This is a genomic window from Cytobacillus solani, assembly GCF_006704205.1.
Taxonomy (GTDB): domain Bacteria; phylum Bacillota; class Bacilli; order Bacillales; family Cytobacillaceae; genus Cytobacillus; species Cytobacillus solani.
The window spans coordinates 1,295,416-1,320,140 of sequence record NZ_CP041305.1; the positions used below are offsets into that span (position 1 = coordinate 1,295,416).

Here is a 24,725-nt window from a genome sequence, read left to right on the forward strand (position 1 = left end):
CCGCTTTCCTTTTCATATGTCATTAAACAGTAGGAACCTTATCCTCTGAAGAGACAGGGTAGATCTCCGTTGGATACTTTCCAGTAAAGCATGCAAGGCATGAGCCGCGTGTTTCCCCGTCTTCCTTTCGTCCGATCGCTTCTACCATGCCCTCTACACTAAGAAAAGTGAGTGTATCTGCACCGATTATCTCTCTAATTTCTTCAACTGAATGGTTAGCAGCAATCAGCTCTTCTTTTGTAGAAGTATCAATCCCATAGAAACAAGGATTTTTAATGGGCGGTGAACTAATTAATACATGTACCTCTGTTGCACCTGCTTCTTTAAGCATAGAAACGATTCTTCTGCTTGTCGTCCCGCGGACAATGGAATCATCTACCATAATGACTCTTTTTCCATCCACCACACCTCGAACAGGAGAAAGCTTCATTTTCACCCCCTGCTCCCTTAACGATTGGGAAGGCTGAATGAATGTACGGCCAACATATTTATTTTTGATTAGTCCCATTTCGTACGGAATCCCAGATGCCTCGGCATAGCCAATCGCAACCGATATGCTGGAATCTGGAACACCTGTGACAACATCTGCCTCAACTGGAACCTCGATGGCTAATTGTTTTCCAAGATTTTTCCTTGCTGTATGAACATTAATTCCATTAATATTGCTGTCTGGACGAGAAAAATAGATATATTCCATTGTGCACATGGCGATATTAGAAGCAAATGCAAACATTTCTGAACGGAATCCTTGATCATCAATAATAAGCAATTCACCCGGCAGCACATCGCGCACAAATTCGGCTCCAACGATGTCAAAGGCACATGTTTCTGATGCAACAACATAGGCATCGCCAATTTTCCCTAAAGAAAGTGGTCTCATCCCGTTCGGATCTAGTGCTACCATCAATTCTGTTTCCGTCATAATGAGAAAGGCATAAGCACCCTTAACCATAGATAGTGCATTTTTCACCCTATCTTTAAAGGAAGAGAACCCTCCACGTTTAATTAAATGAGCCAGCACCTCTGTATCCGAGCTTGTTTGAAAAATGCTTCCTTGAGCCTCGAGCTGACTCCGTAATGCAGTGGCATTAATTAAATTCCCATTATGGCAAAGAGAAAGGCTCCCGCTTTGAGAATTGAACAGCAGCGGCTGGACATTTTCATAACCGCCGCCTCCTGCTGTGGCATACCTCACGTGTCCGATAGCAGCGTTTCCTTCCAGTTCCTGAATCGCTTCAGAAGTGAAAATTTCTGAAACAAGCCCCTCTCCTTTTTTCCCCTTCAATTTCACACCATCTGTTACAACAATACCTGTACCTTCTTGGCCACGGTGCTGCAGACTATGAAGCCCGTAATAAGTAATTTGCGAAGCTTCAGGATGTCCCCAAACACCAAAGATGCCACATTCCTCATTCAATCCTTTTAATTCAGCAAGCATGGGATTGCTCCTTTCCAGGCTTCTTTCAATACTTCAACCTGCTCGGCAAGCACTAGCCCTTCCTCTGAAGAAATTTGAAGGACAGGCAAATCTGTGACTTCTCCAATTAGCCTAGCATCTACTAAGCTTTCAAACGCTTGCTGATGCTCTTTTTTCACTGATAGCAAGAATCGGGATTGGGATTCACTGAACAATGCAGATACTGTATTACCCGCAATTTTTATATTTGCACCAAGGCCATCCGAACTTATAAGACTCTCCGAAGCAGCAACAGCCAATCCACCCTCAGCGACATCGTGAGCAGAAACAATCAGACCCTCACGAATGGCTTGTAATACTTGATTTTGGAACTTGGCTTCTTTTTCTAAATCAAGCTCGGGTGCTTTCCCAAATATCTTGCCATATGTGAGCTTTTGCAGTTCACTGCCGCCAAACTCATCCTTCGTTTCTCCTAACAGATAAATAAGATCTCCAGCTGATTTAAAGCTTTGAGTTGTCACATGCTCTATATCTGCAACAAGACCGACCATCCCAATAACGGGTGTAGGATAAATAGCTGCTCCATTTGTTTCGTTATATAACGATACATTTCCGCCGATGACAGGAGTCTTTAAAGTACGGCAGGCTTCACTAATTCCATCAGCTGACTTTTCAATCTGCCAGAATATTTCTGGCTTTTCTGGATTTCCGAAATTCAAGTTATCCGTTATAGCCAAAGGCTCTCCGCCTGAACAAACAATATTTCTAGCCGCTTCTGCGACAGCAATCTTGCCGCCTGTTTCCGGATCTAAGTACATATAACGTGAATTGCAATCCGTTGTCATTGCTAGGCCTTTCCGTGTTCCGCGAATTCGAATCACTGCAGCATCAGATCCTGGAGCAACCACTGTATTCGTACGGACCATATAATCGTACTGATCATATACCCACTCTTTGCTTGCAATCGTCGGCTGCTGAAGCAATTTGATCAGCGTTTCCTTATAATCAGCAACTGCAGGAATTTCATTTTCCATTGCTTGAAACTCACGATAATATTCAGGTTCACGAGATGGTTTATGGTAGACAGGTGCCTCTTCAGCAAGAGCATCCGCAGGAACATTTGCTACGATTTCTCCGTTATGGATAAGGCGAAGCATTTTATCATCTGTAACCCTGCCTATTGCTACCGCTTCAAGATCGTACTTGGAGAACAGATCCACAATTTCTTGCTCCCTGCCTTTTTTAACGACAATTAACATTCTCTCCTGTGATTCAGAGAGCATCATTTCATAAGCAGTCATGCCTGTTTCTCGCTGAGGAACAAAGTCGAGATTCATTTCAATGCCTGATCCTGCCTTACTCGCCATTTCAGCTGATGAGCTTGTCAGACCCGCTGCTCCCATATCTTGAATACCCACTAGGGCATCTGACTTCACGAGTTCAAGACACGCTTCAAGTAAAAGCTTCTCCATGAAGGGATCACCTACTTGAACAGCAGGACGCTTTTCCTCTGATTGATCGGTTAATTCCTCAGAAGCGAAAGTCGCTCCATGAATTCCATCACGTCCGGTTTTTGCTCCTACATACATCACTGTATTGCCAACACCATGTGCCTGGCCTTTTTGAATATCCTTATGGTCAATTAATCCTACACACATCGCATTGACTAATGGGTTACCCTCATAGGCTGATTCAAATTGTATCTCCCCGCCGACTGTCGGAATCCCAATACAGTTTCCATACCCTGCAATACCAGCAACCACTTCTTTAAACAGATACTTCGTACGTGCATTGTCCAGCTCCCCAAAGCGTAAGGAATTAAGCATAGCAACAGGACGTGCACCCATTGAAAAGACATCACGGATAATTCCGCCAACTCCTGTAGCCGCTCCTTGATAAGGCTCGATTGCTGAAGGGTGGTTATGGCTTTCAATCTTAAAAACAACAGCCTGCCCGTCACCGATATCAACAATCCCTGCACCTTCTCCCGGTCCTTGGAGTACCTTCTCACCGGTAGTTGGGAACTTTTTTAAGACTGGCTTGGAATTTTTATAGCTGCAGTGCTCGGACCACATAACAGAAAACAGACCAATTTCTGTATAATTTGGCAGACGCCCGAGAATCTTTTCAATCATCGCAAATTCTTCATCCGACAATCCCATTTCTTTGTATACCTTCTGTGCCTTTAATTGTTCTGGATTTGGTTCAAGCATTAACGACATGTGCTTCCCTCCATTGTTTTACGATCGATTGAAAAAGTTTCAAGCCATCTGCTCCTCCTAAAAGCTCATCCACTGCTCTTTCAGGGTGCGGCATCATTCCAAGAACATTTCCCTTTTCATTGATGATACCCGCAATATCTTCTAAACTACCATTTGGATTGCTGCCGTTATAAGTGAAAACAATTTGGTTGTTAGCCTTCAATTTAGCCAGTGTTTCTTCATCACAATAATAGTTGCCTTCACCGTGGGCGATAGGGATTGTAATCACTTCATTTTTTTCATATGCAGACGAAAACATCGTATGGTTATTTTCAACCGTCAATTCTACTTGGCGGCAAATAAACTTCAAGCTCTCATTTCTTCTCATTGCACCGGGCAGAAGTCCTGCTTCTAATAAAATTTGAAAGCCATTGCAGATGCCTAAAACTGGCTTTCCTGCTTCTGCGGCTTTCACAACCTCTTTCATTACATTGCTAAAGCGAGCAATCGCACCGGAGCGGAGATAATCCCCGTAAGAAAAGCCTCCGGGAAGAAGAATGCCGTCATACTCATCTAAGCTTTCTCTGTCATGCCAAACATATTCCACTTCAGCACCAAGCTCATCCTTCACAGCATGATACATGTCGACGTCACAATTGGATCCAGGAAAAACTATGACCGCAAATCTCACTGAGCAACAGCCTCCTCAATTTCATAACGGTAATCTTCAATGACAACATTGGCTAGTAAACGTTCACACATTTCCTTCACTGCTTCATCAATTGGCCGATCAGACTTTTCAATCGTCAATTCCATGTATTTACCGATACGGACATCTGTAACTTCCTGATAATTTAGCGAATGGAGCGAGCTTTTCACTACTGTTCCTTGAGGATCTAGCACACTTTCTCTTAATGTGACGAATACCTTTACTTTGTACATACTGATTGGCCTCCCAGTCTGGCTAGAATATTTTCATAAGCATCTGTCAAATTACCCAGGTCTCTGCGGAATACATCCTTATCTAGCTTCTCATTCGTTTGAATATCCCAAAGCCTGCACGTATCAGGCGAAATTTCGTCAGCTAGCAGAATATGTCCATCTTGGTCTTTCCCAAATTCAAGCTTAAAGTCGACAAGGCGAATGCCTAGCTCTTTGAATAAATCAGATAACACTTCGTTTACTTTCAGTGCCTTTTCTTTTAAAATTTCGACGTCATCTTTGCCGGCAAGCTGAAGGACTTCAATATGGTCCTCTGTTAGAAGGGGATCTCCCAGTACATCATCTTTTAAATAAAACTCTACGATTGGCCTTACGAGTGGGGAGCCTTCTTCTACTCCCAATCTTTTGGCAAAGCTTCCAGCGGAAATATTACGGACAACCGTTTCAAGTGGTATAATTTCTACCTTTTTTACAAGCTGTTCCGTTTCTGAAACCTTTTTAATGAAGTGGGAATCAATCCCAAGCTCTTGAATCTTCGAAAATAGCAAACTAGTAATCTCGTTATTCAAACGGCCTTTCCCGGTAATGCTTGCCTTCTTCTCTCCGTTAAAAGCAGTTGCTGAATCTTTATACTCAATCCAAACAATACGCTGATCGTTTGTTTCGTAAATTTTTTTAGCCTTGCCTTCATATAACAATGTTCCTTTTTCCACTTGGAAAGCCTCCTATTTTAAGAAGATTGGGAATTTTATTTTTATTAAAGAGGTAAGAAATGCTCTTACCTCTTATTTTTTATTAGATACGAAAATATAACTTTGGAGTTAGAGAATTGTCTAGCTCCAGCGCCTATCGCCTATCAAACTTCAGCCCCCTCCCTATGATAAGTCAACATCGGTTCGCTTTCGCTCACCGTGTTTCCTTTATCTCAGTCGCGGTCCTTCCAGTTTGTACGGCGATGACCAAGGCGCTTCCGCTTTTCTTATAATCCTAAACGATCAAAAATGGTATCTACATGTTTGATATGATAGTTATAGTCAAAGCAATCATCAATTTCTGCTGAAGATAGCTTTGCAGTGATTGTTTCATCCTGCTCAATGAGACTGCGGAAGTGAACTTGTTTTTCCCATGCCTCCATTGCTTTAGGCTGAACAGTATCATATGCCTCTTCACGAGTTAAGCCTTTATCAATTAGTGCAAGAAGAACACGTTGGGAATAGATTAAACCAAGTGTACGATCCATATTGCGTTTCATATTTTCCGGGAAGACCGTTAAGTTCTTCACAATATTGCCAAATCGGTTCAGCATGTAATTCAATGCAATTGTTGCATCCGGAAGAATGATTCTTTCAGCAGATGAATGGGAAATATCACGCTCATGCCATAATGCTACATTTTCATACGCTGTCATCATGTACCCGCGAATGACCCTTGCCATTCCTGTCATATTCTCTGAACTAATCGGGTTGCGTTTATGCGGCATGGCAGATGAGCCTTTTTGGCCCTTTGCAAAGAACTCCTCTACCTCACGCGTTTCACTCTTTTGCAAGCCGCGAATTTCAGTTGCAAATTTTTCAATGGAAGTCGCAATGAGTGCGATCGTGCTCATATAATGTGCATGACGATCACGCTGCAATGTCTGTGTGGAAATTGGCGCAGGCTGCAGGCCGAGCTTTTCACATACATATTTTTCAACAAATGGGTCAATATTTGCGTATGTTCCAACTGCCCCTGAAATCTTCCCATATTCTACTCCTGCTGCTGCCTCTTTAAAACGCTCAAGATTTCGCTTCATTTCCTCGTACCAAAGAGCAAGCTTTAATCCAAAAGTAGTCGGCTCCGCATGAACCCCATGTGTACGACCCATCATAACAGTATGCTTATGCTCTTTTGCTTTATTTTTTAATATCTCAACAAAACGCTCTAAGTCCTTTAACAAAATGTTATTTGCTTGTTTAATTGTGTAGGAAAGTGCGGTATCTACTACGTCCGTTGATGTTAAACCGTAGTGAACCCATTTGCGCTCTTCACCAAGTGTTTCTGACACGGCACGCGTGAAAGCAACAACATCATGTCTCGTTTCTTCTTCAATTTCTTTAATTCGCTGAATATCAAATGATGCCTTTTCACGGATTTTTTGGACATCTTCCTTTGGAATGTCACCGAGTTCTGCCCAAGCTTCACATGCTAGAATTTCAACTTCTAGCCATGCCTGAAAACGGTTTTCCTCTGTCCAAATAGCCCCCATCTCTGGTCTTGTATAACGTTCAATCATGTTTTATCCTCCGATCTTTTCTGTCACATCGGCCCATATCTTGCTTTTCACCATTTCAGCCAAAGCCTCTTCAACTGAATCACGTAAAAGCGTGACATGGCCCATTTTGCGTTTATACTTGGCTTCCTCTTTACCGTATAAATGAATTTTCCAGTCGGACAATGAAGGAATCTGATCAATGATTCCTTGCTGATGTTCTCCTAATATATTTACCATTACTGCTGGTTTTAATAGCCTCGTTTGTCCAAGCGGCCAATTACAAACCGCGCGAATATGCTGCTCAAATTGAGAAGTTTCACAAGCTTCGATCGAATAATGTCCTGAATTATGAGGTCTTGGAGCTAACTCATTAATGTAAATTTGACCATCTTTGGTCAGGAACATTTCTACTGCTAATGTTCCAACGAGTTCCAAGTTCTCTGCCAGCTGCTTAGCAGCTTGTACTGCTTGTTCCTCAACATGCCTTGTTACTCTTGCTGGCGCAATGGTCTGATGAAGAATGTTCTCTCTATGGATATTTTCTGCCACTGGAAACACAGCTATTTCAGCTTTGCTGTTTCGGCAAATAATTACTGAAATCTCCTTTTCAAAGGGAATCCATTTTTCTAGAACACATATGCCTTGATTAAGAAGCTGTTTTGCCTCTGTTATCTCTTCTTTGCTTTTTATTACATATTGACCTTTTCCATCATAGCCGCCTCTGGAAGTTTTTAATACCGCTGGAAGCCCGAACTTATCTATATTATCATAAATTGCCTCTTCCGTTTCGATTACGGCATATGGTGCGACCACTAAGCCAGCACTTTGGATAGCAGCCTTCTCTTGTATGCGATCCTGAGTAATTTCCAATAAAGCAGTTCCTTGTGGAACATAGGCATTCCTGCATAACCAGCTTAGAGCCTCTGCATTTATATTTTCAAATTCATAAGTGATTACATCACTCATCTTTGCAAGTTCTTGGATTGAATGAAGGCTGTCATACTCACCAATAATCTTGTAGTCAGCAACCTGCCCGCACGGAGAATCCTCAGCGGGGTCTAGCACAGCAATTCTGAATCCATTGACCTTGGCTGCAATCGCCATCATCCGCCCTAACTGGCCCCCGCCAATAATCCCTATTGTTTGGCCTGGTAAAATGACCTTATTAGACAAGTTCATCACTACTTTCTAAAACTTCCTGTTTTGTATTCTCTCTTTTCTGTTCTAAACGGTCAGCAATGATAGCATCTTGTGTACCTATAATCTGTGCAGCAAGCAATCCCGCATTCGTTGCTCCAGCTTTTCCGATTGCTACCGTTGCTACAGGAACTCCCCCCGGCATTTGCACAATAGATAACAAAGAATCAAGACCATTTAATGCCTTGGATTGAATAGGAACCCCTATTACGGGCAGGGTTGTTTTTGCAGCGACCATTCCTGGAAGGTGAGCAGCTCCACCTGCTCCAGCAATAACCACCTTTATTCCTCTTCCTCTTGCACTTTCCGCATATGAAAACATTAAATCTGGAGTGCGGTGTGCGGAAACAACCTTTTTTTCGTATCCCACTTCGAGCTCATCTAGTACCTTGCAAGCATGCTTCATTGTTTCCCAGTCTGACTTGCTTCCCATGATTACAGCTACTTTTGTCACCATTATTCTCCTCCAGTTCATCTATAAATCTATCATTTTTCAATAAAGTGAAACCGGGCATTTACGGCTGTTAGATCCCACACTTAGAATTTTTTGTTCCCTCAACTTCTTGAAGTGGGGGTCTTACATCCCGTTAATCTACGGTACAATATAAAAAACCCGGACAGACTCTTTCTACAATGAGAGAAAGTAATCTGACCGGGCACAAATAAGCATAATGAATAGAGTATCCATACTTCAATTGGATAACTTTCTTCATTCGCCGGGCTTATCGACTTTCCCTCATAGTCCAATAATTTACGGTTATCGGGTAGAAACTTATGGGCCATATTCCCATTATTATACGAGGGTATTCAGTTCATTTTTAACTTCTATATTCATCTTATCAACTTTATATGAGTCATGTCAACCTAAAATCGAACATTAACAGAAGTCATACATCTATCGTTCGTGTTTTACGATTGGATAACTTTCGCTTCGAAGATAATTTGCCGGCCTACTGGTTCATAGGTTACAGTCGCACCATTTTTAATTTCTTCAAAAATCGGCTTCTCCGTTCTTTTTACAGGCATATAGCCAGCTTTTTTTATTCGATCAAGGCACATATCTATTGTTTCATTTTCCTGTACCTCAAATAATATTTTCTGTTTTTCCTTACTCACGAAACAACTTTCCTTTCTTTACTGATTTCACCCAGAAACCGCCATGAATCGTTTTAGGCTCGTATGCGATAATAAACGCCTTTGGGTCTAGCTCTTTAATTGTTTGGTAAAGCTTTAATTCATACTTTCTTGGCGTTAAAATTTGCAGAGCCATTCGATCACCTTCTAAACCGTTTGCAGCCCAATTTGTTACGCCATACCCTTTATCCCTTAACATCTTCGGAACATCTTTATCATATTCCTTCGTAATCACATTTACAGTAATATAACCAAGCGCAAGCTTCTCCTCAATCTTCATGCCAACTATGACACCAATCCCATAACCAACGGCATAGGCAATCAAATTCTGTATTTCATTTAGATTATCTAGAACAAGCCCAAGTCCAATCACATAAATGACCACTTCAATTGTGCTAATGAATGCCGCAAGATATCTTTGCCCTTTTAGTGTCAAAATCATCCTGATTGTAAAAAAGGAAACATACACGATATTGATCACAAGAATTATCACGACCATTATAAAACTATTTTCGAGCAATGAAAATCCTCCTTTTAGGGTAATGGATTCATCCTTAGCAGCTAAGGCTCAGTGAGTTCTTATTTTATAGAATAAATGGGTGTTTGCGTACCTTTTAAAAAATTTACTAGTCATATATTTATTTTAACCTGTTTTATAGCTCTTGAAACGATAAATACAAATAGAATACTTCCATCGTGAGTTACATCCCGGAAGAGTTTGTTGATGTAGGATACTCATTTTTTCATGTAACTAAAAAGTTACTTTGCTGACTCTAAGCCTTTCTATACTCGCTTTTTCATTTATTTATTAATATAACAAAAAAAGAGTATCCAATGGATACTCTTTTTAATTTTGCCTAGCGACGTCCTACTCTCACAAGGGGGCAGCCCCTAACTACCATCGGCGCTGAGAAGCTTAACTGCCGTGTTCGGGATGGGAACGGGTGTGGCCTTCTCGCCATCGTCACTAGACCTATTTATGATGAGGTTTGTTCCCTCAAAACTAGATAATGCTAAAGAAGAAGTTGAGTAATCATTTATGGTTAAGTCCTCGACCGATTAGTATTTGTCAGCTCCACGTGTCACCACGCTTCCACCTCAAACCTATCAACCTGATCATCTTTCAGGGGTCTTACTAGCTTGACGCTATGGGAAATCTCATCTCGAGGGGGGCTTCATGCTTAGATGCTTTCAGCACTTATCCCTTCCGCACATAGCTACCCAGCGATGCTCTTGGCAGAACAACTGGTACACCAGCGGTGCGTCCATCCCGGTCCTCTCGTACTAAGGACAGCTCCTCTCAAATTTCCTGCGCCCACGACGGATAGGGACCGAACTGTCTCACGACGTTCTGAACCCAGCTCGCGTACCGCTTTAATGGGCGAACAGCCCAACCCTTGGGACCGACTACAGCCCCAGGATGCGATGAGCCGACATCGAGGTGCCAAACCTCCCCGTCGATGTGGACTCTTGGGGGAGATAAGCCTGTTATCCCCGGGGTAGCTTTTATCCGTTGAGCGATGGCCCTTCCATGCGGAACCACCGGATCACTAAGCCCGACTTTCGTCCCTGCTCGACTTGTAGGTCTCGCAGTCAAGCTCCCTTATGCCTTTACACTCTTCGAATGATTTCCAACCATTCTGAGGGAACCTTTGGGCGCCTCCGTTACTTTTTAGGAGGCGACCGCCCCAGTCAAACTGCCCACCTGACACTGTCTCCTGCCCCGATCAGGGGCATGGGTTAGAATTTCAATACAGCCAGGGTAGTATCCCACCGATGCCTCCACCGAAGCTGGCGCTCCGGCTTCCAAGGCTCCTACCTATCCTGTACAAGCTGTACCGAAATTCAATATCAGGCTACAGTAAAGCTCCACGGGGTCTTTCCGTCCTGTCGCGGGTAACCTGCATCTTCACAGGTACTATAATTTCACCGAGTCTCTCGTTGAGACAGTGCCCAGATCGTTACGCCTTTCGTGCGGGTCGGAACTTACCCGACAAGGAATTTCGCTACCTTAGGACCGTTATAGTTACGGCCGCCGTTTACTGGGGCTTCAATTCAGAGCTTCGCGTGAGCTAACCCCTCCTCTTAACCTTCCAGCACCGGGCAGGCGTCAGCCCCTATACTTCGCCTTGCGGCTTCGCAGAGACCTGTGTTTTTGCTAAACAGTCGCCTGGGCCTATTCACTGCGGCTTTTCAGGGCTATTCACCCTAAAAAGCACCCCTTCTCCCGAAGTTACGGGGTCATTTTGCCGAGTTCCTTAACGAGAGTTCTCTCGCTCACCTTAGGATTCTCTCCTCGCCTACCTGTGTCGGTTTGCGGTACGGGCACCTTATCCTCACTAGAGGCTTTTCTTGGCAGTGTGGAATCAGGAACTTCGGTACTATATTTCCCTCGCTGTCACAGCTCAGCCTTCACGCAAACGGGATTTTCCTCGCTTGCAGCCTAACTGCTTAGACGCACATATCCAGCAGTGCGCTTACCCTATCCTCCTGCGTCCCCCCATTGCTCAAACGGAGTTTGGTGGTACAGGAATATCAACCTGTTGTCCATCGCCTACGCTTTTCAGCCTCGGCTTAGGTCCCGACTAACCCTGAGCGGACGAGCCTTCCTCAGGAAACCTTAGGCATTCGGTGGATGGGATTCTCACCCATCTTTCGCTACTCATACCGGCATTCTCACTTCTAAGCGCTCCACCAGTCCTTGCGGTCTAGCTTCAACGCCCTTAGAACGCTCTCCTACCACGGACATCGTAGATGTCCATCCACAGCTTCGGTGATACGTTTAGCCCCGGTACATTTTCGGCGCAGAGTCACTCGACCAGTGAGCTATTACGCACTCTTTAAATGGTGGCTGCTTCTAAGCCAACATCCTGGTTGTCTAAGCAACTCCACATCCTTTTCCACTTAACGTATACTTTGGGACCTTAGCTGGTGGTCTGGGCTGTTTCCCTCTTGACTACGGATCTTATCACTCGCAGTCTGACTCCCATGGATAAGTCTTTGGCATTCGGAGTTTGTCTGAATTCGGTAACCCGATGGGGGCCCCTAGTCCAAACAGTGCTCTACCTCCAAGACTCTTTCTACATGAGGCTAGCCCTAAAGCTATTTCGGAGAGAACCAGCTATCTCCAAGTTCGATTGGAATTTCTCCGCTACCCACACCTCATCCCCGCACTTTTCAACGTGCGTGGGTTCGGTCCTCCATTCAGTGTTACCTGAACTTCAACCTGGACATGGGTAGATCACCTGGTTTCGGGTCTACGACCACATACTCATTCGCCCTATTCAGACTCGCTTTCGCTGCGGCTCCGTCTATTCAACTTAACCTCGCATGTAATCGTAACTCGCCGGTTCATTCTACAAAAGGCACGCCATCACCCATAAACGGGCTCTGACTACTTGTAGGCACACGGTTTCAGGATCTCTTTCACTCCCCTTCCGGGGTGCTTTTCACCTTTCCCTCACGGTACTGGTTCACTATCGGTCACTAGGGAGTATTTAGCCTTGGGAGATGGTCCTCCCTGCTTCCGACGGGATTTCTCGTGTCCCGCCGTACTCAGGATCCACTCTGGAGGGAACGAAGTTTCAACTACAGGGCTTTTACCTTCTCTGGCCGGCCTTTCCAGACCTGTTCATTTACCTCGTTCCTTTGTAACTCCGTGTAGAGTGTCCTACAACCCCAAGAGGCAAGCCTCTTGGTTTGGGCTAATCCCGTTTCGCTCGCCGCTACTCAGGGAATCGCGTTTGCTTTCTCTTCCTCCGGGTACTTAGATGTTTCAGTTCCCCGGGTCTGCCTTCAATACCCTATGTATTCAGGTAAAGATTCTATCCCATTACGGATAGAGGGTTCCCCCATTCGGAAATCTCCGGATCAAAGCTTACTTACAGCTCCCCGAAGCATATCGGTGTTAGTCCCGTCCTTCATCGGCTCCTAGTGCCTAGGCATTCACCGTGCGCCCTTTCTAACTTAACCTACTTCGGTCAATGATAAGCTGCGTATTTCTGCGTCAACTCAATCGTCAACATCCTCACGTGCCAACTACGCACGCTCCGGTGTTTCCTCAATCGTTTCCTTGAACTACTTGCTTCTCATTGCCCTCATGGTTTGTACTCTTATTTTGTTTCTAAAACATTATAAGAGAAAAAACTAAGATGGCGATTACTCGGTTATTCTTCTTTATTACATTATCTAGTTTTCAAAGAACAAAAAAGTTTCGAGAGAAAATCACTCTCTCAAAACTGAACGAACAATGGAACGTCTTTTAATGAAGTTAGACTTCATTTCATCCTTAGAAAGGAGGTGATCCAGCCGCACCTTCCGATACGGCTACCTTGTTACGACTTCACCCCAATCATCTGTCCCACCTTAGGCGGCTGGCTCCTTGCGGTTACCCCACCGACTTCGGGTGTTACAAACTCTCGTGGTGTGACGGGCGGTGTGTACAAGGCCCGGGAACGTATTCACCGCGGCATGCTGATCCGCGATTACTAGCGATTCCGGCTTCATGCAGGCGAGTTGCAGCCTGCAATCCGAACTGAGAATGGTTTTATGGGATTGGCTAAACCTCGCGGTCTTGCAGCCCTTTGTACCATCCATTGTAGCACGTGTGTAGCCCAGGTCATAAGGGGCATGATGATTTGACGTCATCCCCACCTTCCTCCGGTTTGTCACCGGCAGTCACCTTAGAGTGCCCAACTGAATGCTGGCAACTAAGATCAAGGGTTGCGCTCGTTGCGGGACTTAACCCAACATCTCACGACACGAGCTGACGACAACCATGCACCACCTGTCACTCTGTCCCCCGAAGGGGAACGTCCTATCTCTAGGATTGTCAGAGGATGTCAAGACCTGGTAAGGTTCTTCGCGTTGCTTCGAATTAAACCACATGCTCCACCGCTTGTGCGGGCCCCCGTCAATTCCTTTGAGTTTCAGCCTTGCGGCCGTACTCCCCAGGCGGAGTGCTTAATGCGTTTGCTGCAGCACTAAAGGGCGGAAACCCTCTAACACTTAGCACTCATCGTTTACGGCATGGACTACCAGGGTATCTAATCCTGTTCGCTCCCCACGCTTTCGCGCCTCAGTGTCAGTTACAGACCAGAAAGTCGCCTTCGCCACTGGTGTTCCTCCAAATCTCTACGCATTTCACCGCTACACTTGGAATTCCACTTTCCTCTTCTGCACTCAAGTCTCCCAGTTTCCAATGACCCTCCCCGGTTGAGCCGGGGGCTTTCACATCAGACTTAAGAAACCACCTGCGCGCGCTTTACGCCCAATAATTCCGGACAACGCTTGCCACCTACGTATTACCGCGGCTGCTGGCACGTAGTTAGCCGTGGCTTTCTGGTTAGGTACCGTCAAGGTACCGCCCTATTCGAACGGTACTTGTTCTTCCCTAACAACAGAGTTTTACGATCCGAAAACCTTCATCACTCACGCGGCGTTGCTCCGTCAGACTTTCGTCCATTGCGGAAGATTCCCTACTGCTGCCTCCCGTAGGAGTCTGGGCCGTGTCTCAGTCCCAGTGTGGCCGATCACCCTCTCAGGTCGGCTACGCATCGTCGCCTTGGTGAGCCGTTACCTCACCAACTAGCTAATGCGCCGCGGGCCCATCTGTAAGTGATAGCCGAAGCCATCTTTCAGCTTTTCTACATGAGTAGAAAAGGATTATCCGGTATTAGCTCCGGTTTCCCGAAGTTATCCCAGTCTTACAGGCAGGTTGCCCACGTGTTACTCACCCGTCCGCCGCTAATCTTTGGGAGCAAGCTCCCTCAGATTCGCTCGACTTGCATGTATTAGGCACGCCGCCAGCGTTCGTCCTGAGCCAGGATCAAACTCTCCAATAAAGAGTAAGATTAGCTCTTAAGTTTTAAAACTTGAATTTACGTTGACGTTTTTTGTTCGTTCAGTTTTCAAAGAGCAATAACAATTGATAGCTTCGCTCAAAAGCGACTTTACTAATATATCATCTATCAATTACAGTGTCAACTATTAATTTAAATTCAATTAAATTCTTATAAGTTGTTAACGACCGTTTTTTTATAATAACACCTCTTCACATATTCAGTCAACAATTATTTTTAATTAATACTTGATTATTTTTCCTTCAACTTTCTACTCATTATAAAGCAGACACAGTATGAAAATTCCTGGTAGTAAACTATTTTAGCGAAAAAGAGAAACCAGTCATCGTAAACATGACTGGTTTCCCCATTTATATTACGCCTTGGATATAGAGATAATATCTTCCTCCTTCAATTCAACCATACCTTGCTTTTTAATAACAACACCTTCTCCTTCCTTCAAATTAGTAAACACAATAGGGGTAATAATTGAAGGTGTATGATTCTTTACGAAATCAAGGTCCACCTTTAACAACGGCTGCCCCGCTTTTACATACTCATTTTCTTGTACACTAACTTCAAATCCTTCTCCTTTTAATTTCACAGAATCAATCCCTATATGGATTAAAATCTCCCGACCGGAATCAGATAGTATTCCTATCGCGTGTTTGGTTGGAAAAAGATTTATTATTTTACCGTCTACAGGAGATACGATTGTTCCTTCAGATGGAAGAATCGCAAAACCATCACCCATCATTTTCTCTGAAAAAACTGCATCAGGTACTTCCGTAATTGGCATCACTTCACCTTTAATAGGAGAAACGAATAGGTCTTTTTCCCCTTCGTTTTGAAGTGCATCTGGATTTACTTCTTCTATTTGCTGCTTCACTCCATCCTCAGGGGCTTTAACAGCTGCGCGGGGTCTTTTTCCATTCATAATGTCTTTCATTTGTCCTTTAATCGTTTCAGATCTCGGCCCAAAAATTGCTTGTATATTTTTCCCTACTTCAAGTACCCCTGCTGCACCAAGCTTTTTCAGGCGATTTTTATCTACATTATTAATATCATTCACCGATACCCGAAGGCGTGTAATACACGCATCAAGATTTGTGATATTTTCTTTTCCTCCCATCGCCTCTAGAACTTCATATGGCAAATCTCCACCTTTACCAGAAACCACAGCCTCTTCTTCCTCCTCTGTATCTTCCCGTCCAGGTGTTTTCAAATCAAATCTCCGAATGGCAAAGCGGAAACCAAAGTAATATAAAACAGCAAATACTAATCCAACAGGGATAACAATCCATGCATTTGTCTGCGGATTAATTAAACCAAATAATATATAATCGATCAGTCCCCCAGAAAAGGTCATACCGATTTTTACATTTAATAAATGCATAGTCATAAAGGAGAATCCTGCAAATATAGCATGTATACCAAATAAGACAGGAGCAACAAAAAGGAAAGAAAATTCAAGTGGTTCCGTAATCCCAGTTAAGAATGAGGTTAGTGCCGCCGAAGCCATAAGTCCGCCAACAACCACTTTCTTTTCCGGACGAGCTTCATGATAAATAGCTAATGCAGCTGCCGGCAAGCCAAACATCATAAACGGAAACTTCCCTGTCATAAATGTACCTGCTGTTAAATTTTGAACATTATCAGTAATTTGCTTCATAAATATCTTTTGGTCTCCACGTACTACTTCACCCGCTTTTGTAACATATTCCCCAAATTCATACCAAAACGGCGAATAGAAAATATGATGAAGTCCAAATGGGATAAGCGAACGTTCGATGACACCAAAGATAAATGCTGATATAGTTAAGTTGGCATTCACCATATTTTGCGAAAATGCATTTAAAGCTGTTTGAATCGGAGGCCAAATAACAAGCAGTAATAACCCCAGCAGAACCGCTGTGCCTGCTGTAATAATCGGAACAAATCTTTTTCCAGCAAAAAAACCTAAGTAAGAGGGCAATTCCATTTCATAAAATTTATTATAAAGGGAGGCCGCGATGATCCCCACGATGATTCCACCAAACACCCCGGTCTGGAGAGTCGGAACCCCTAAGACACTCGCATAGTTTAGTCCATTCACATCCTCTGCCGTAATACCTCCCGCTGTGCCCATCGTTACATTCATAATTAAGTAACCAATTATGGCTGCTAAACCTGCTACACCATCTCCTCCTGCCAAACCTACCGCTACACCTACAGCAAATAAAACAGGCAGATTTCCAAAGACAATATCCCCAGCGTTCTGCATGATTGAAGCAACCATTTTCACACTGTTATTATCCAGAAATGGAGCCAACTCGAGCAGTGCCGGATTCTTCAGTGCCGCACCTAGAGCAAGCAGTATTCCCGCTGCTGGCAAAAGGGCAACAGGCAGCATCAACGCTTTACCTACCTTTTGTAATACACCAAATGCTTTTTTAAACATACTTAAACCTCCCTAAAATAAGCAAAAAAACAACCATTTGACCTATCATTTGCATAAATAAAAAAGCATAAGCCAAAAGAAAGAAAAAGAAGACTTTATGGGTATCTTACCCAAAAGTCTCCTAATCATTTACTTTCATTACTTATGCTTTATAGACAAAAAAACGGAGATCCTTTTGACAGGGATCTCCGTTTCGAAATTATTGCAAGAAGATAAAGTATAGAAGAAAGATGACAAAGAAGAAATACATGATTGGATGAATCTCTTTTGCTTTTCCTTTTACAATCATTGTAATCGGATAGAAAATAAATCCAACTGCTATACCCGTTGCAATGCTGTATGAGAGAGGCATTGTAATCATCGTTAAAAAGGAAGGGACCGCAATTTCAAACTTCGTCCAATCAATTTTCCCAAGAGAAGATACCATCAACACACCGACAATGATCAACGCTGGTGCAGTTACCTCTGGTGTTACAACCTTTAATACCGGAAAAAAGAATAATGATAAAAGGAAACAGCCTGCAGTTACTAAGGAAGCAAATCCAGTTCTCGCACCAGCAGCAACTCCAGCAGATGATTCAACAAAAGATGTAACGGTTGATGTACCAAGAATCGATCCAGAAACTGAAGCAACAGAATCAGATAATAACGCTTTACCTGCACGAGGTAGCTTATTATCCTTTACAAATCCAGCTTGGTTCGCAACTGCCACTAACGTCCCTGCATTGTCAAAGAAATCTACGAATAAGAATGTTAAAATAATTCCAAGCATCGTTGCTGTGTAAAATGAACTATCTCCAAAAGAAGAGAATAAAGCACCAAAGGTAGGAGCAATACTAGGCACACTATCTACTACTTTAGTAGGTACGTCAATTAGATTGAAAATCATACCGACGATAATCGTAATGACCATTCCATAAAAAACGCCGCCCTTTACCCCTCTAGTCATCAATATGACAGTCACTATAATTCCAAAAATCGCAAGCAATGTATTAGGGTTTGATAAATCCCCAATTCCAACTAGAGTTGCATCATTATTTACGATAATTCCAGCACTTTGCAAGCCGATAAAGGTAATAAACAAACCAATGCCCGCCCCAACTGCATATTTAAGCTCAATCGGAATGGCATTAATTAGTTTTTCACGAAGACCTGTTAACGTTAAAATTAAAAAGAAGATACTCGAAATAAATACGGCACCAAGCGCATGCTGCCACGGAATCCCACTTCCTAATATCACCGAGTAGGCGAAAAAGGCATTCAAACCTAAGCCTGGAGCGAGACTGAGCGGATACCTGGCAACTAGACCCATTATTACGGAACCAATCGCTGCTGACAGGGCAGTCGCAACAAATACTGCACCATAATCCATTCTAAGGGCTGCAGGCAGGTCTGGTACATCTTGCAATGTTAATGTGACCGGGTTTACAACTAAAATATAAGCCATTGCGAGAAATGTTGTCAGCCCGCCCATTATCTCCCTACGATAATTTGTTCCAAGTTCTTCAAACTGGAAATACTTTCTCACACATTACTCCCCCTAATAAGTCTATTTATTTTCTTTTAAAATTTCTTTCATTAATGTATATTGCCGACATTGAATTAATAGCATTCAAATTAACTAAATATAAGGAATTTTCCAAAAATAATCGAAAGAATACTTACTTCCCTTATACTTCAGCAACATCCAATGGAAACAATAAAAAAAACGCTACGGAGTAAATGTACCGAAGCGTTGACAAACAGGGTTTATGTAAAATGTGTAGCACCTGCCTAATGTAAGGAGATCTACAAAACTTACACTTACCTCGTAGTCAAGCCATTTACGGTAGCTTGGTAGATACTTTTGGGCCATATTCCCCAGATTATACGACGTAAAACGACAATATTTAATTCCTCTTTATTCTATCAGCAAAAAATAAGTTAGTCAATATAAAAAGCGAACATTTTCATGTTCGCTTCAGTTATTGTTCGTATTTATATTTTTCATATGATAAAAATTACTAAGCGGGGCGCTTCCGCTTTTCTTTATTCCCACTCAATTGTTGCTGGTGGCTTGCTCGTAATGTCATAGACTACACGGTTAATGTGATTTACTTCATTCACAATCCGGGTTGAAATAATCTCAAGCACATCCCAAGGGATTCTTGCCCAGTCAGATGTCATCCCATCTATGGAAGTCACTGCACGAATGCCGATTGTGTAATCATACGTTCGGGCATCCCCCATTACACCTACACTTCGGATGTCAGGAAGCACGGTAAAGTACTGCCAGATATCGCGGTCTAGGCCTGCTTTCTTGATTTCCTCGCGTAAAATATAATCTGATTCACGAACGATTTCAAGCTTTTCTTCAGAAATTTCACCTAATACGCGAATACCAAGACCAGGGCCTGGGAATGGCTGTCTCCAAACAATTTCGTCCGGAATGCCTAATTCTGTTCCTAAGGCACGAACTTCATCTTTAAATAAAGTGTTTAGCGGCTCAATTAGCTTAAATTGCATATCTTCAGGTAGCCCGCCGACATTATGATGAGACTTAATTGTCTGTGCAGTAGCCGTACCACTTTCAATAATGTCTGTATAAAGCGTTCCTTGAGCTAAAAATTCGATTCCTTCAAGCTTTGTCGCTTCATCGTCAAACACATAAATAAATTCATTGCCGATAATTTTACGTTTTTGTTCCGGATCAGATACACCTTTAAGCTTGTCCAGGAAACGGTCTTGGGCATCCACTTTGATTACATTCATATGGAACCCTTCTGCGAATGTCTTCATAACACTGTCAGCTTCCCCTTTACGAAGCAGACCATGATCAACGAAAATACAAGTCAGCTGATCGCCGATTGCCTTGTGAATAAGTACAGCTACAACGGAAGAATCCACACCGCCGCTTAATGCACAAAGGACCTTTTTATTTCCAACCGTCTGACGGATTTTTTCCATTTCTACTTCAATAAAGTTTTCCATTGACCAGTCGCCTTTGCATGCGCAAATACCAAAAACAAAATTCTTTAAGATATCATTTCCATAAACAGAATGAAGTACCTCTGGATGGAATTGTACGGCATATAAGCCCTTTTCTTCATTACTCATCGCTGCAATTGGGCAAGATGGGTTTGTCCCATCAACCGTAAAGCCTTGAGGAGCTTCTACTACTAAATCACCATGGCTCATCCAAACCGTTTGTTCATCAGGAAGCTCAGCAAATAGCTTTGATTGATTTTCAAGCTTTAGTAACGCCTTTCCGTATTCACGATGCTTTGCCTTTTCCACCTTGCCGCCAAAATGCATCGTCATTAGCTGCATCCCGTAGCAAATACCAAAGATCGGCAATCCAAGATCAAAAATCTTCTCATCACAGTGGAAGGCACCTTCTCCATATACACTGTTTGGACCACCTGAAAAGATGATTCCTTTTGGATTTAACTGTTTAATTTCCTCAGCTGTAATCGTATGTGGATGCAACTCACTATATACGCCAAATTCTCTAATTCTGCGTGTAATTAATTGATTGTATTGACTGCCAAAATCCAATACAATAATCATTTCTTGATTGTTCCATTCTGTTTTCCCCGTCACACGGTTCACCTCATTATGTTAATTAAATTCTTTTAAACATATTTTTATTGTTCTCTTTTTTGCATAAAAAAATCTTAAAAACTAGCTAACCAAACAAAAAAACCAGAATTCTCCCTCACATTATGGCGAAGGCAGAATTCTGGTTCCTAAAAAGAAATAGCAAATAGAATCATCTGCCTTCATAGTCAAATCATTTACGGTGATCTGGTAGAAACTTTCGAACCATATTATCGAGGATATATGAAGGATACATTTAGTTTTTATTTATACCTATTGTATCAACAGGTCATTTTTTTGGTCAAGCTATTGTCTTTTTAATTAAATTTTCCCATAATTCCTTCGTTTCCTTCCAGCTTCCCTTTTGGAGATTTCCCCGGTAGATGAGCTGTTCATATCGAGCCGTTAACCTGCCCATCTCTCTAGACGAGAAGAACCGATCGACATAGTCTGCATAATCTCTAAGTGTTTGCCCATCCTTTCGATGCAATCCATAGCGTTCTAATTCTCTAAGTAATAGCATGTAAGCCTTTTGGAAGTTTTCATCTTTTTTCGTCCATTTGAATCTCAAAGTTAAATAATGCGGAAGCCATCGGCCACGGATTTTATAGATAATGAGGGCAAGGACAGCTAATACAATAATAACCAAAGCGATCCATTTCCAATAAGCCTCAAAGAAGTTTTTTATTGGAACGAATAACTTTTTAAATGAACCTTCAGAAGAAGCAGCTTGTCTCTCATTATTCTCTTTTAATTCCGGCTTATCCTTTTCCAATTCTTCAGGATTCATCACTGAAGGCTGATCATGACTTTGCGAAGCTGTGTCAAAGTTAAATTGAACACTATTTGAAAAGCCTTGAGTAGGTTCAAACGGAACCCATCCGATTCCAGGAAAATAGACCTCAACCCATGAGTGTGCATTGTTATTCGTAATTTCAAACATACGGCTTCCCGACTCACTTATTCCTTTGTACTCCCCTTCTGTATACCCTTTCACCCACCTTGCCGGTATACCGATAGACCTTGCCATTACAACCATCGAAGTCGAGAAGTTATCACAATATCCTTGTTTTGTGTCAAATAAAAACTGATCCACATAATCTTCATCATCTCCAGGTACAGCCACATCTTTCTGATCATAAGAGTACCCCGATCTACTAAAATAACTCTCTAACTCCCTTGCCTTCTCAAACCAGGAATCTTTCCCATCCGTAATCTCTTTAGCTAATTCCTGAATACGCTGAGGCAAATCCTCGGGAAGCTGTGTATACCTGTTGATCAATTCATTATTTTCAACTATATTTTTCTCTGAACTAGCTTCATTTAGAGCCGTTACACTGTATCGAGGAACAACATAATCAAGTGTATATTGTTTAATAGGAGAAGGACTATCCCCTTCTAAAGAATGAATTTTCTCTGTGGCCACTTCCAATTCAAAGGAAAAGAAGGAGGCTGCATCTATTTTCTTAATACCTAATGGGTAAACAATATGCGAATTGTTGTTCAGTGAATAAACTGTACTTGATTCCTTGACTGTTTCCACACCTGGTCTATTGAAAAAAGAAGTAATAGGAACTTGATCTGCAGAACCAAAAGGACTTCTTACTTCCCTTGAGCCTGAGGTAATCCACCCCTTCCCAGTGTACACATCCTTTGTCTCTACTTTCCAGTAATGACGTGACTCCGCTTCTACAGTGAAAACGACTTGATTGTCACCAATGAAAGGTCCGCCAAGACTAGAATCATCCAGTCCATACCCGATTTTCTGAACCCCTGTACCATCGCCGCTTTCTTTCCCATATGACGTTAAATATGGAACCGGATCAGGCCAGATTGGTTCTGCTTTCGGAGCAGCCAGGCCAAAGCCTATACTTACAACAATCATAGCAACTAAAGGGATCATCCATTTTCGTGAAAGATTTGTCTCTTTTTTGATTCCTTCTTTATCAAGAAGCCTGAAGAAGGTTAGCATCCCTAAGACGGCAAATCCTGAAATAACCGTTCGTACAATCGCCCATCCAGCTTTATATGGAGTAAAAGTATCTAACACCGTAATATAGACCAATGTCATGAAAAAAAATATAAATATTTGCTTACGATTTATTAACCAATATTGGATTAAATAAGTCATCAGCCAAAGCAGAACAAAAAACAAAAAGCTTCTGAAAAGATTGCTTAAATTTGCCCAATCTCTTGCCATTACAAACTGAAAGCTTTCGATAAAATCAGTAATAAATACAGAAACCCACTTAAATTGAAAAAATGCTTCATCGATATATAAAAAGTCTAAAGCAGCGATGATAAATACCCATTTTATACATCCGCCAATTATAACAGGAGTCCCGATGAACGAAAGCAAGAGTGAAATGAAAATAAAAGAGAGGAAGACCCAAATATTCGAAGTATCTGTTAGTTGTTCCAGCGGTCTTAGCCATTCCCAAAGCAGCAAAAAGCCAAATATATACATAATAAAAGTCATTAAATCCTTCTGTACCTTCCGTGATGTCATTATCGTACCACCTCCGAAAATACAGATGAAAATTGTCCATCATGCACCATAACTATACGTAAGCCCCTTGCATTTGCAGCAGCTTTTAAAGAAAGCTCATTCTGAGAAAGGAACTCCTTTTCATTTTTCAAGAGGAAGATCGTGACTGTTCCATTTTTCGAAGTAAACCTTCCTGCCTTTTCTATTAAGCTTCTAGTCAATTGTGCCGTAATAAGCATCATATTGTTGCTTTGAAGCAGAAAGGTATATTCCATTTCAAGCACACGATCGAACGGAACAGGACTGTTATCTCTTACCTTAGCTAAATGGTAAAATAGCTGTTGCTGCTGACTTTCTCCGCCTCTAACCGGGAAAGCAACACGCTCAGATGCAGAAGAAAGAAAGCCGATATGTGCCCCTTTTAAGAGAATTGCCTTTATGATGGATGCTGAAAAGGAAACAATCACTTCAAAATGATTGTCCGGCATACAATCCATTAGCATGTACACATCATGCGACTGTCTTTGCTCAAATTCCTTTGTCATAATATCATTCCGCTTTGCAGTCGCTTTCCAGTTAATCCATGAAAAACGGTCTCCAGGCTGATATTCTCTAATTCCAATCGCCATCGTTGTATCCCGTTGGACACGTTCTTTTGAAGCAGTCATCCCCTGATCATATTGATTTTCCATTGTCTTGTAGATAATCTCCTCATATGAAGGGTAAACAAGTATTTTATCTTCTGCTTGGAGCTGCCTTTCTTTTTCAATCAGTCCAAGGAGGTCCCCTGTCTTCATACGAATATTCCGAAAAAAATGTTCGCCTCTTGGTAACTTATCCACTTGATACTCCCAAGTGATTTCTTTACGGATGCCCGGGATTAGAAATACCTTTGATTGATTGCCCTGCTGCGAAAAGAAAAGAGGGTCGCCAATACAATCTTCTAATACTAGAAAGAACAACGGAAACGCAGATTTTCTTGTCATTGTAATCGTAACCTTTAATGTTTCTCCTGCATTATATTCACTCTTAAGGAAGGATCTCTTTGCCTCAAAATTCCTCATCGGATAAAAGGCAAGGGTAAGTGCATAGAGGGCAAATGGAAGGAAGCTATAAAATAAAAACCAGCTGACAAACCCGCCCTGGAACATAGCATAAGAAAAAGTAATCGCTATAAGCAAAAATAAAACGATTAATTTCCATACTTTTTTAATGACCGAAAAGAACCGATTCATA

General features: G+C 42.4%; 15 protein-coding genes, 3 rRNA genes and 3 riboswitches. All 18 genes read right to left on the reverse strand.

The window, feature by feature from the left end; genetic code table 11:
• Window positions 1-22 precede the first annotated feature (22 nt).
• Window positions 23-1,438: an amidophosphoribosyltransferase gene (purF, locus tag FI644_RS06515; RefSeq protein ID WP_056682314.1), complete on the reverse strand. Its 1,416-nt coding sequence runs from the start codon at window positions 1,436-1,438 to the stop codon at window positions 23-25.
• On the reverse strand, window positions 1,423-3,639 hold the full coding sequence (gene purL, locus FI644_RS06520) for a phosphoribosylformylglycinamidine synthase subunit PurL (RefSeq protein ID WP_142108179.1): 2,217 nt from the start codon (window positions 3,637-3,639) through the stop codon (window positions 1,423-1,425). The genes purF and purL overlap by 16 nt, the downstream gene beginning before the upstream one ends.
• Window positions 3,623-4,309, reverse strand: coding sequence for a phosphoribosylformylglycinamidine synthase subunit PurQ (gene purQ, locus FI644_RS06525; protein WP_053479293.1), 687 nt, complete (start codon window positions 4,307-4,309; stop codon window positions 3,623-3,625). The genes purL and purQ overlap by 17 nt, the downstream gene beginning before the upstream one ends.
• The gene (gene purS, locus FI644_RS06530; RefSeq protein WP_053479294.1) at window positions 4,306-4,560 is read right to left on the reverse strand and encodes a phosphoribosylformylglycinamidine synthase subunit PurS; all 255 of its coding nucleotides are present in this window, start codon (window positions 4,558-4,560) and stop codon (window positions 4,306-4,308) included. Before purS ends, purQ begins: the two co-directional genes overlap by 4 nt.
• Complete coding sequence (gene purC, locus FI644_RS06535) at window positions 4,548-5,273, reverse strand: phosphoribosylaminoimidazolesuccinocarboxamide synthase (protein ID WP_053479295.1); 726 nt, start codon at window positions 5,271-5,273, stop codon at window positions 4,548-4,550. Before purC ends, purS begins: the two co-directional genes overlap by 13 nt.
• A gap of 266 nt (window positions 5,274-5,539) precedes the next feature.
• Window positions 5,540-6,832 (reverse strand): adenylosuccinate lyase, encoded by a 1,293-nt coding sequence (gene purB, locus FI644_RS06540; RefSeq protein ID WP_142108180.1) that lies wholly within the window; start codon window positions 6,830-6,832, stop codon window positions 5,540-5,542.
• A gap of 3 nt (window positions 6,833-6,835) precedes the next feature.
• Window positions 6,836-7,990 (reverse strand): 5-(carboxyamino)imidazole ribonucleotide synthase, encoded by a 1,155-nt coding sequence (gene purK / locus FI644_RS06545; RefSeq protein WP_181758208.1) that lies wholly within the window; start codon window positions 7,988-7,990, stop codon window positions 6,836-6,838.
• The gene (gene purE, locus FI644_RS06550; RefSeq protein ID WP_053479297.1) at window positions 7,977-8,465 is read right to left on the reverse strand and encodes a 5-(carboxyamino)imidazole ribonucleotide mutase; all 489 of its coding nucleotides are present in this window, start codon (window positions 8,463-8,465) and stop codon (window positions 7,977-7,979) included. The genes purK and purE overlap by 14 nt, the downstream gene beginning before the upstream one ends.
• 262 nt (window positions 8,466-8,727) lie before the next feature.
• Window positions 8,728-8,829, reverse strand: a riboswitch (purine riboswitch).
• An 88-nt stretch (window positions 8,830-8,917) separates the two neighbouring features.
• Window positions 8,918-9,124: an NETI motif-containing protein gene (locus FI644_RS06555; protein ID WP_053479298.1), complete on the reverse strand. Its 207-nt coding sequence runs from the start codon at window positions 9,122-9,124 to the stop codon at window positions 8,918-8,920.
• Window positions 9,117-9,662 carry a DUF2179 domain-containing protein gene (locus FI644_RS06560; RefSeq protein ID WP_053479299.1) on the reverse strand — a complete coding sequence of 182 codons (546 nt, stop codon included), beginning with the start codon at window positions 9,660-9,662 and terminating at the stop codon, window positions 9,117-9,119. The genes FI644_RS06555 and FI644_RS06560 overlap by 8 nt, the downstream gene beginning before the upstream one ends.
• Before the next feature lie 335 nt (window positions 9,663-9,997).
• Window positions 9,998-10,114: ribosomal RNA gene (gene rrf, locus FI644_RS06565) — 5S ribosomal RNA — on the reverse strand.
• A 67-nt stretch (window positions 10,115-10,181) separates the two neighbouring features.
• Window positions 10,182-13,114, reverse strand: a 23S ribosomal RNA gene (locus tag FI644_RS06570).
• Window positions 13,115-13,434: 320 nt separating this feature from the next.
• Window positions 13,435-14,985 (reverse strand): 16S ribosomal RNA (locus tag FI644_RS06575).
• The 16S, 23S and 5S rRNA genes sit together here, the layout of an rRNA operon.
• A gap of 373 nt (window positions 14,986-15,358) precedes the next feature.
• Complete coding sequence (gene ptsG, locus FI644_RS06580) at window positions 15,359-17,422, reverse strand: glucose-specific PTS transporter subunit IIBC (protein WP_053478143.1); 2,064 nt, start codon at window positions 17,420-17,422, stop codon at window positions 15,359-15,361.
• Window positions 17,423-17,621: 199 nt separating this feature from the next.
• Window positions 17,622-18,950: an NCS2 family permease gene (locus FI644_RS06585; RefSeq protein ID WP_053478142.1), complete on the reverse strand. Its 1,329-nt coding sequence runs from the start codon at window positions 18,948-18,950 to the stop codon at window positions 17,622-17,624.
• Window positions 18,951-19,213: 263 nt separating this feature from the next.
• A riboswitch (purine riboswitch) is annotated at window positions 19,214-19,315 on the reverse strand.
• Window positions 19,316-19,450: 135 nt separating this feature from the next.
• Window positions 19,451-21,004: a glutamine-hydrolyzing GMP synthase gene (guaA, locus tag FI644_RS06590; protein ID WP_053478141.1), complete on the reverse strand. Its 1,554-nt coding sequence runs from the start codon at window positions 21,002-21,004 to the stop codon at window positions 19,451-19,453.
• Between the two features lie 162 nt (window positions 21,005-21,166).
• Window positions 21,167-21,268, reverse strand: a riboswitch (purine riboswitch).
• Between the two features lie 34 nt (window positions 21,269-21,302).
• Window positions 21,303-23,510 (reverse strand): transglutaminaseTgpA domain-containing protein, encoded by a 2,208-nt coding sequence (locus tag FI644_RS06595; RefSeq protein WP_053478140.1) that lies wholly within the window; start codon window positions 23,508-23,510, stop codon window positions 21,303-21,305.
• On the reverse strand, window positions 23,510-24,724 hold the full coding sequence (locus FI644_RS06600) for a DUF58 domain-containing protein (protein ID WP_053478139.1): 1,215 nt from the start codon (window positions 24,722-24,724) through the stop codon (window positions 23,510-23,512). Before FI644_RS06600 ends, FI644_RS06595 begins: the two co-directional genes overlap by 1 nt.
• Window position 24,725: the final 1 nt, after the last annotated feature.

Excerpts from the sequence above, each read along its gene's own strand:
- purF (WP_056682314.1), bottom strand. The coding sequence starts at position 1,438 with ATGCTTGCTGAATTAAAAGGATTGAATGAGGAATGTGGCATCTTTGGT.
- purL (WP_142108179.1), bottom strand. The coding sequence starts at position 3,639 with ATGTCGTTAATGCTTGAACCAAATCCAGAACAATTAAAGGCACAGAAG.
- purS (WP_053479294.1), bottom strand. The coding sequence starts at position 4,560 with ATGTACAAAGTAAAGGTATTCGTCACATTAAGAGAAAGTGTGCTAGAT.
- purB (WP_142108180.1), bottom strand. The coding sequence starts at position 6,832 with ATGATTGAACGTTATACAAGACCAGAGATGGGGGCTATTTGGACAGAG.
- purK (WP_181758208.1), bottom strand. The coding sequence starts at position 7,990 with ATGAACTTGTCTAATAAGGTCATTTTACCAGGCCAAACAATAGGGATT.
- purE (WP_053479297.1), bottom strand. The coding sequence starts at position 8,465 with ATGGTGACAAAAGTAGCTGTAATCATGGGAAGCAAGTCAGACTGGGAA.
- ptsG (WP_053478143.1), bottom strand. The coding sequence starts at position 17,422 with ATGTTTAAAAAAGCATTTGGTGTATTACAAAAGGTAGGTAAAGCGTTG.
- FI644_RS06595 (WP_053478140.1), bottom strand. The coding sequence starts at position 23,510 with ATGACATCACGGAAGGTACAGAAGGATTTAATGACTTTTATTATGTAT.
- FI644_RS06600 (WP_053478139.1), bottom strand. The coding sequence starts at position 24,724 with ATGAATCGGTTCTTTTCGGTCATTAAAAAAGTATGGAAATTAATCGTT.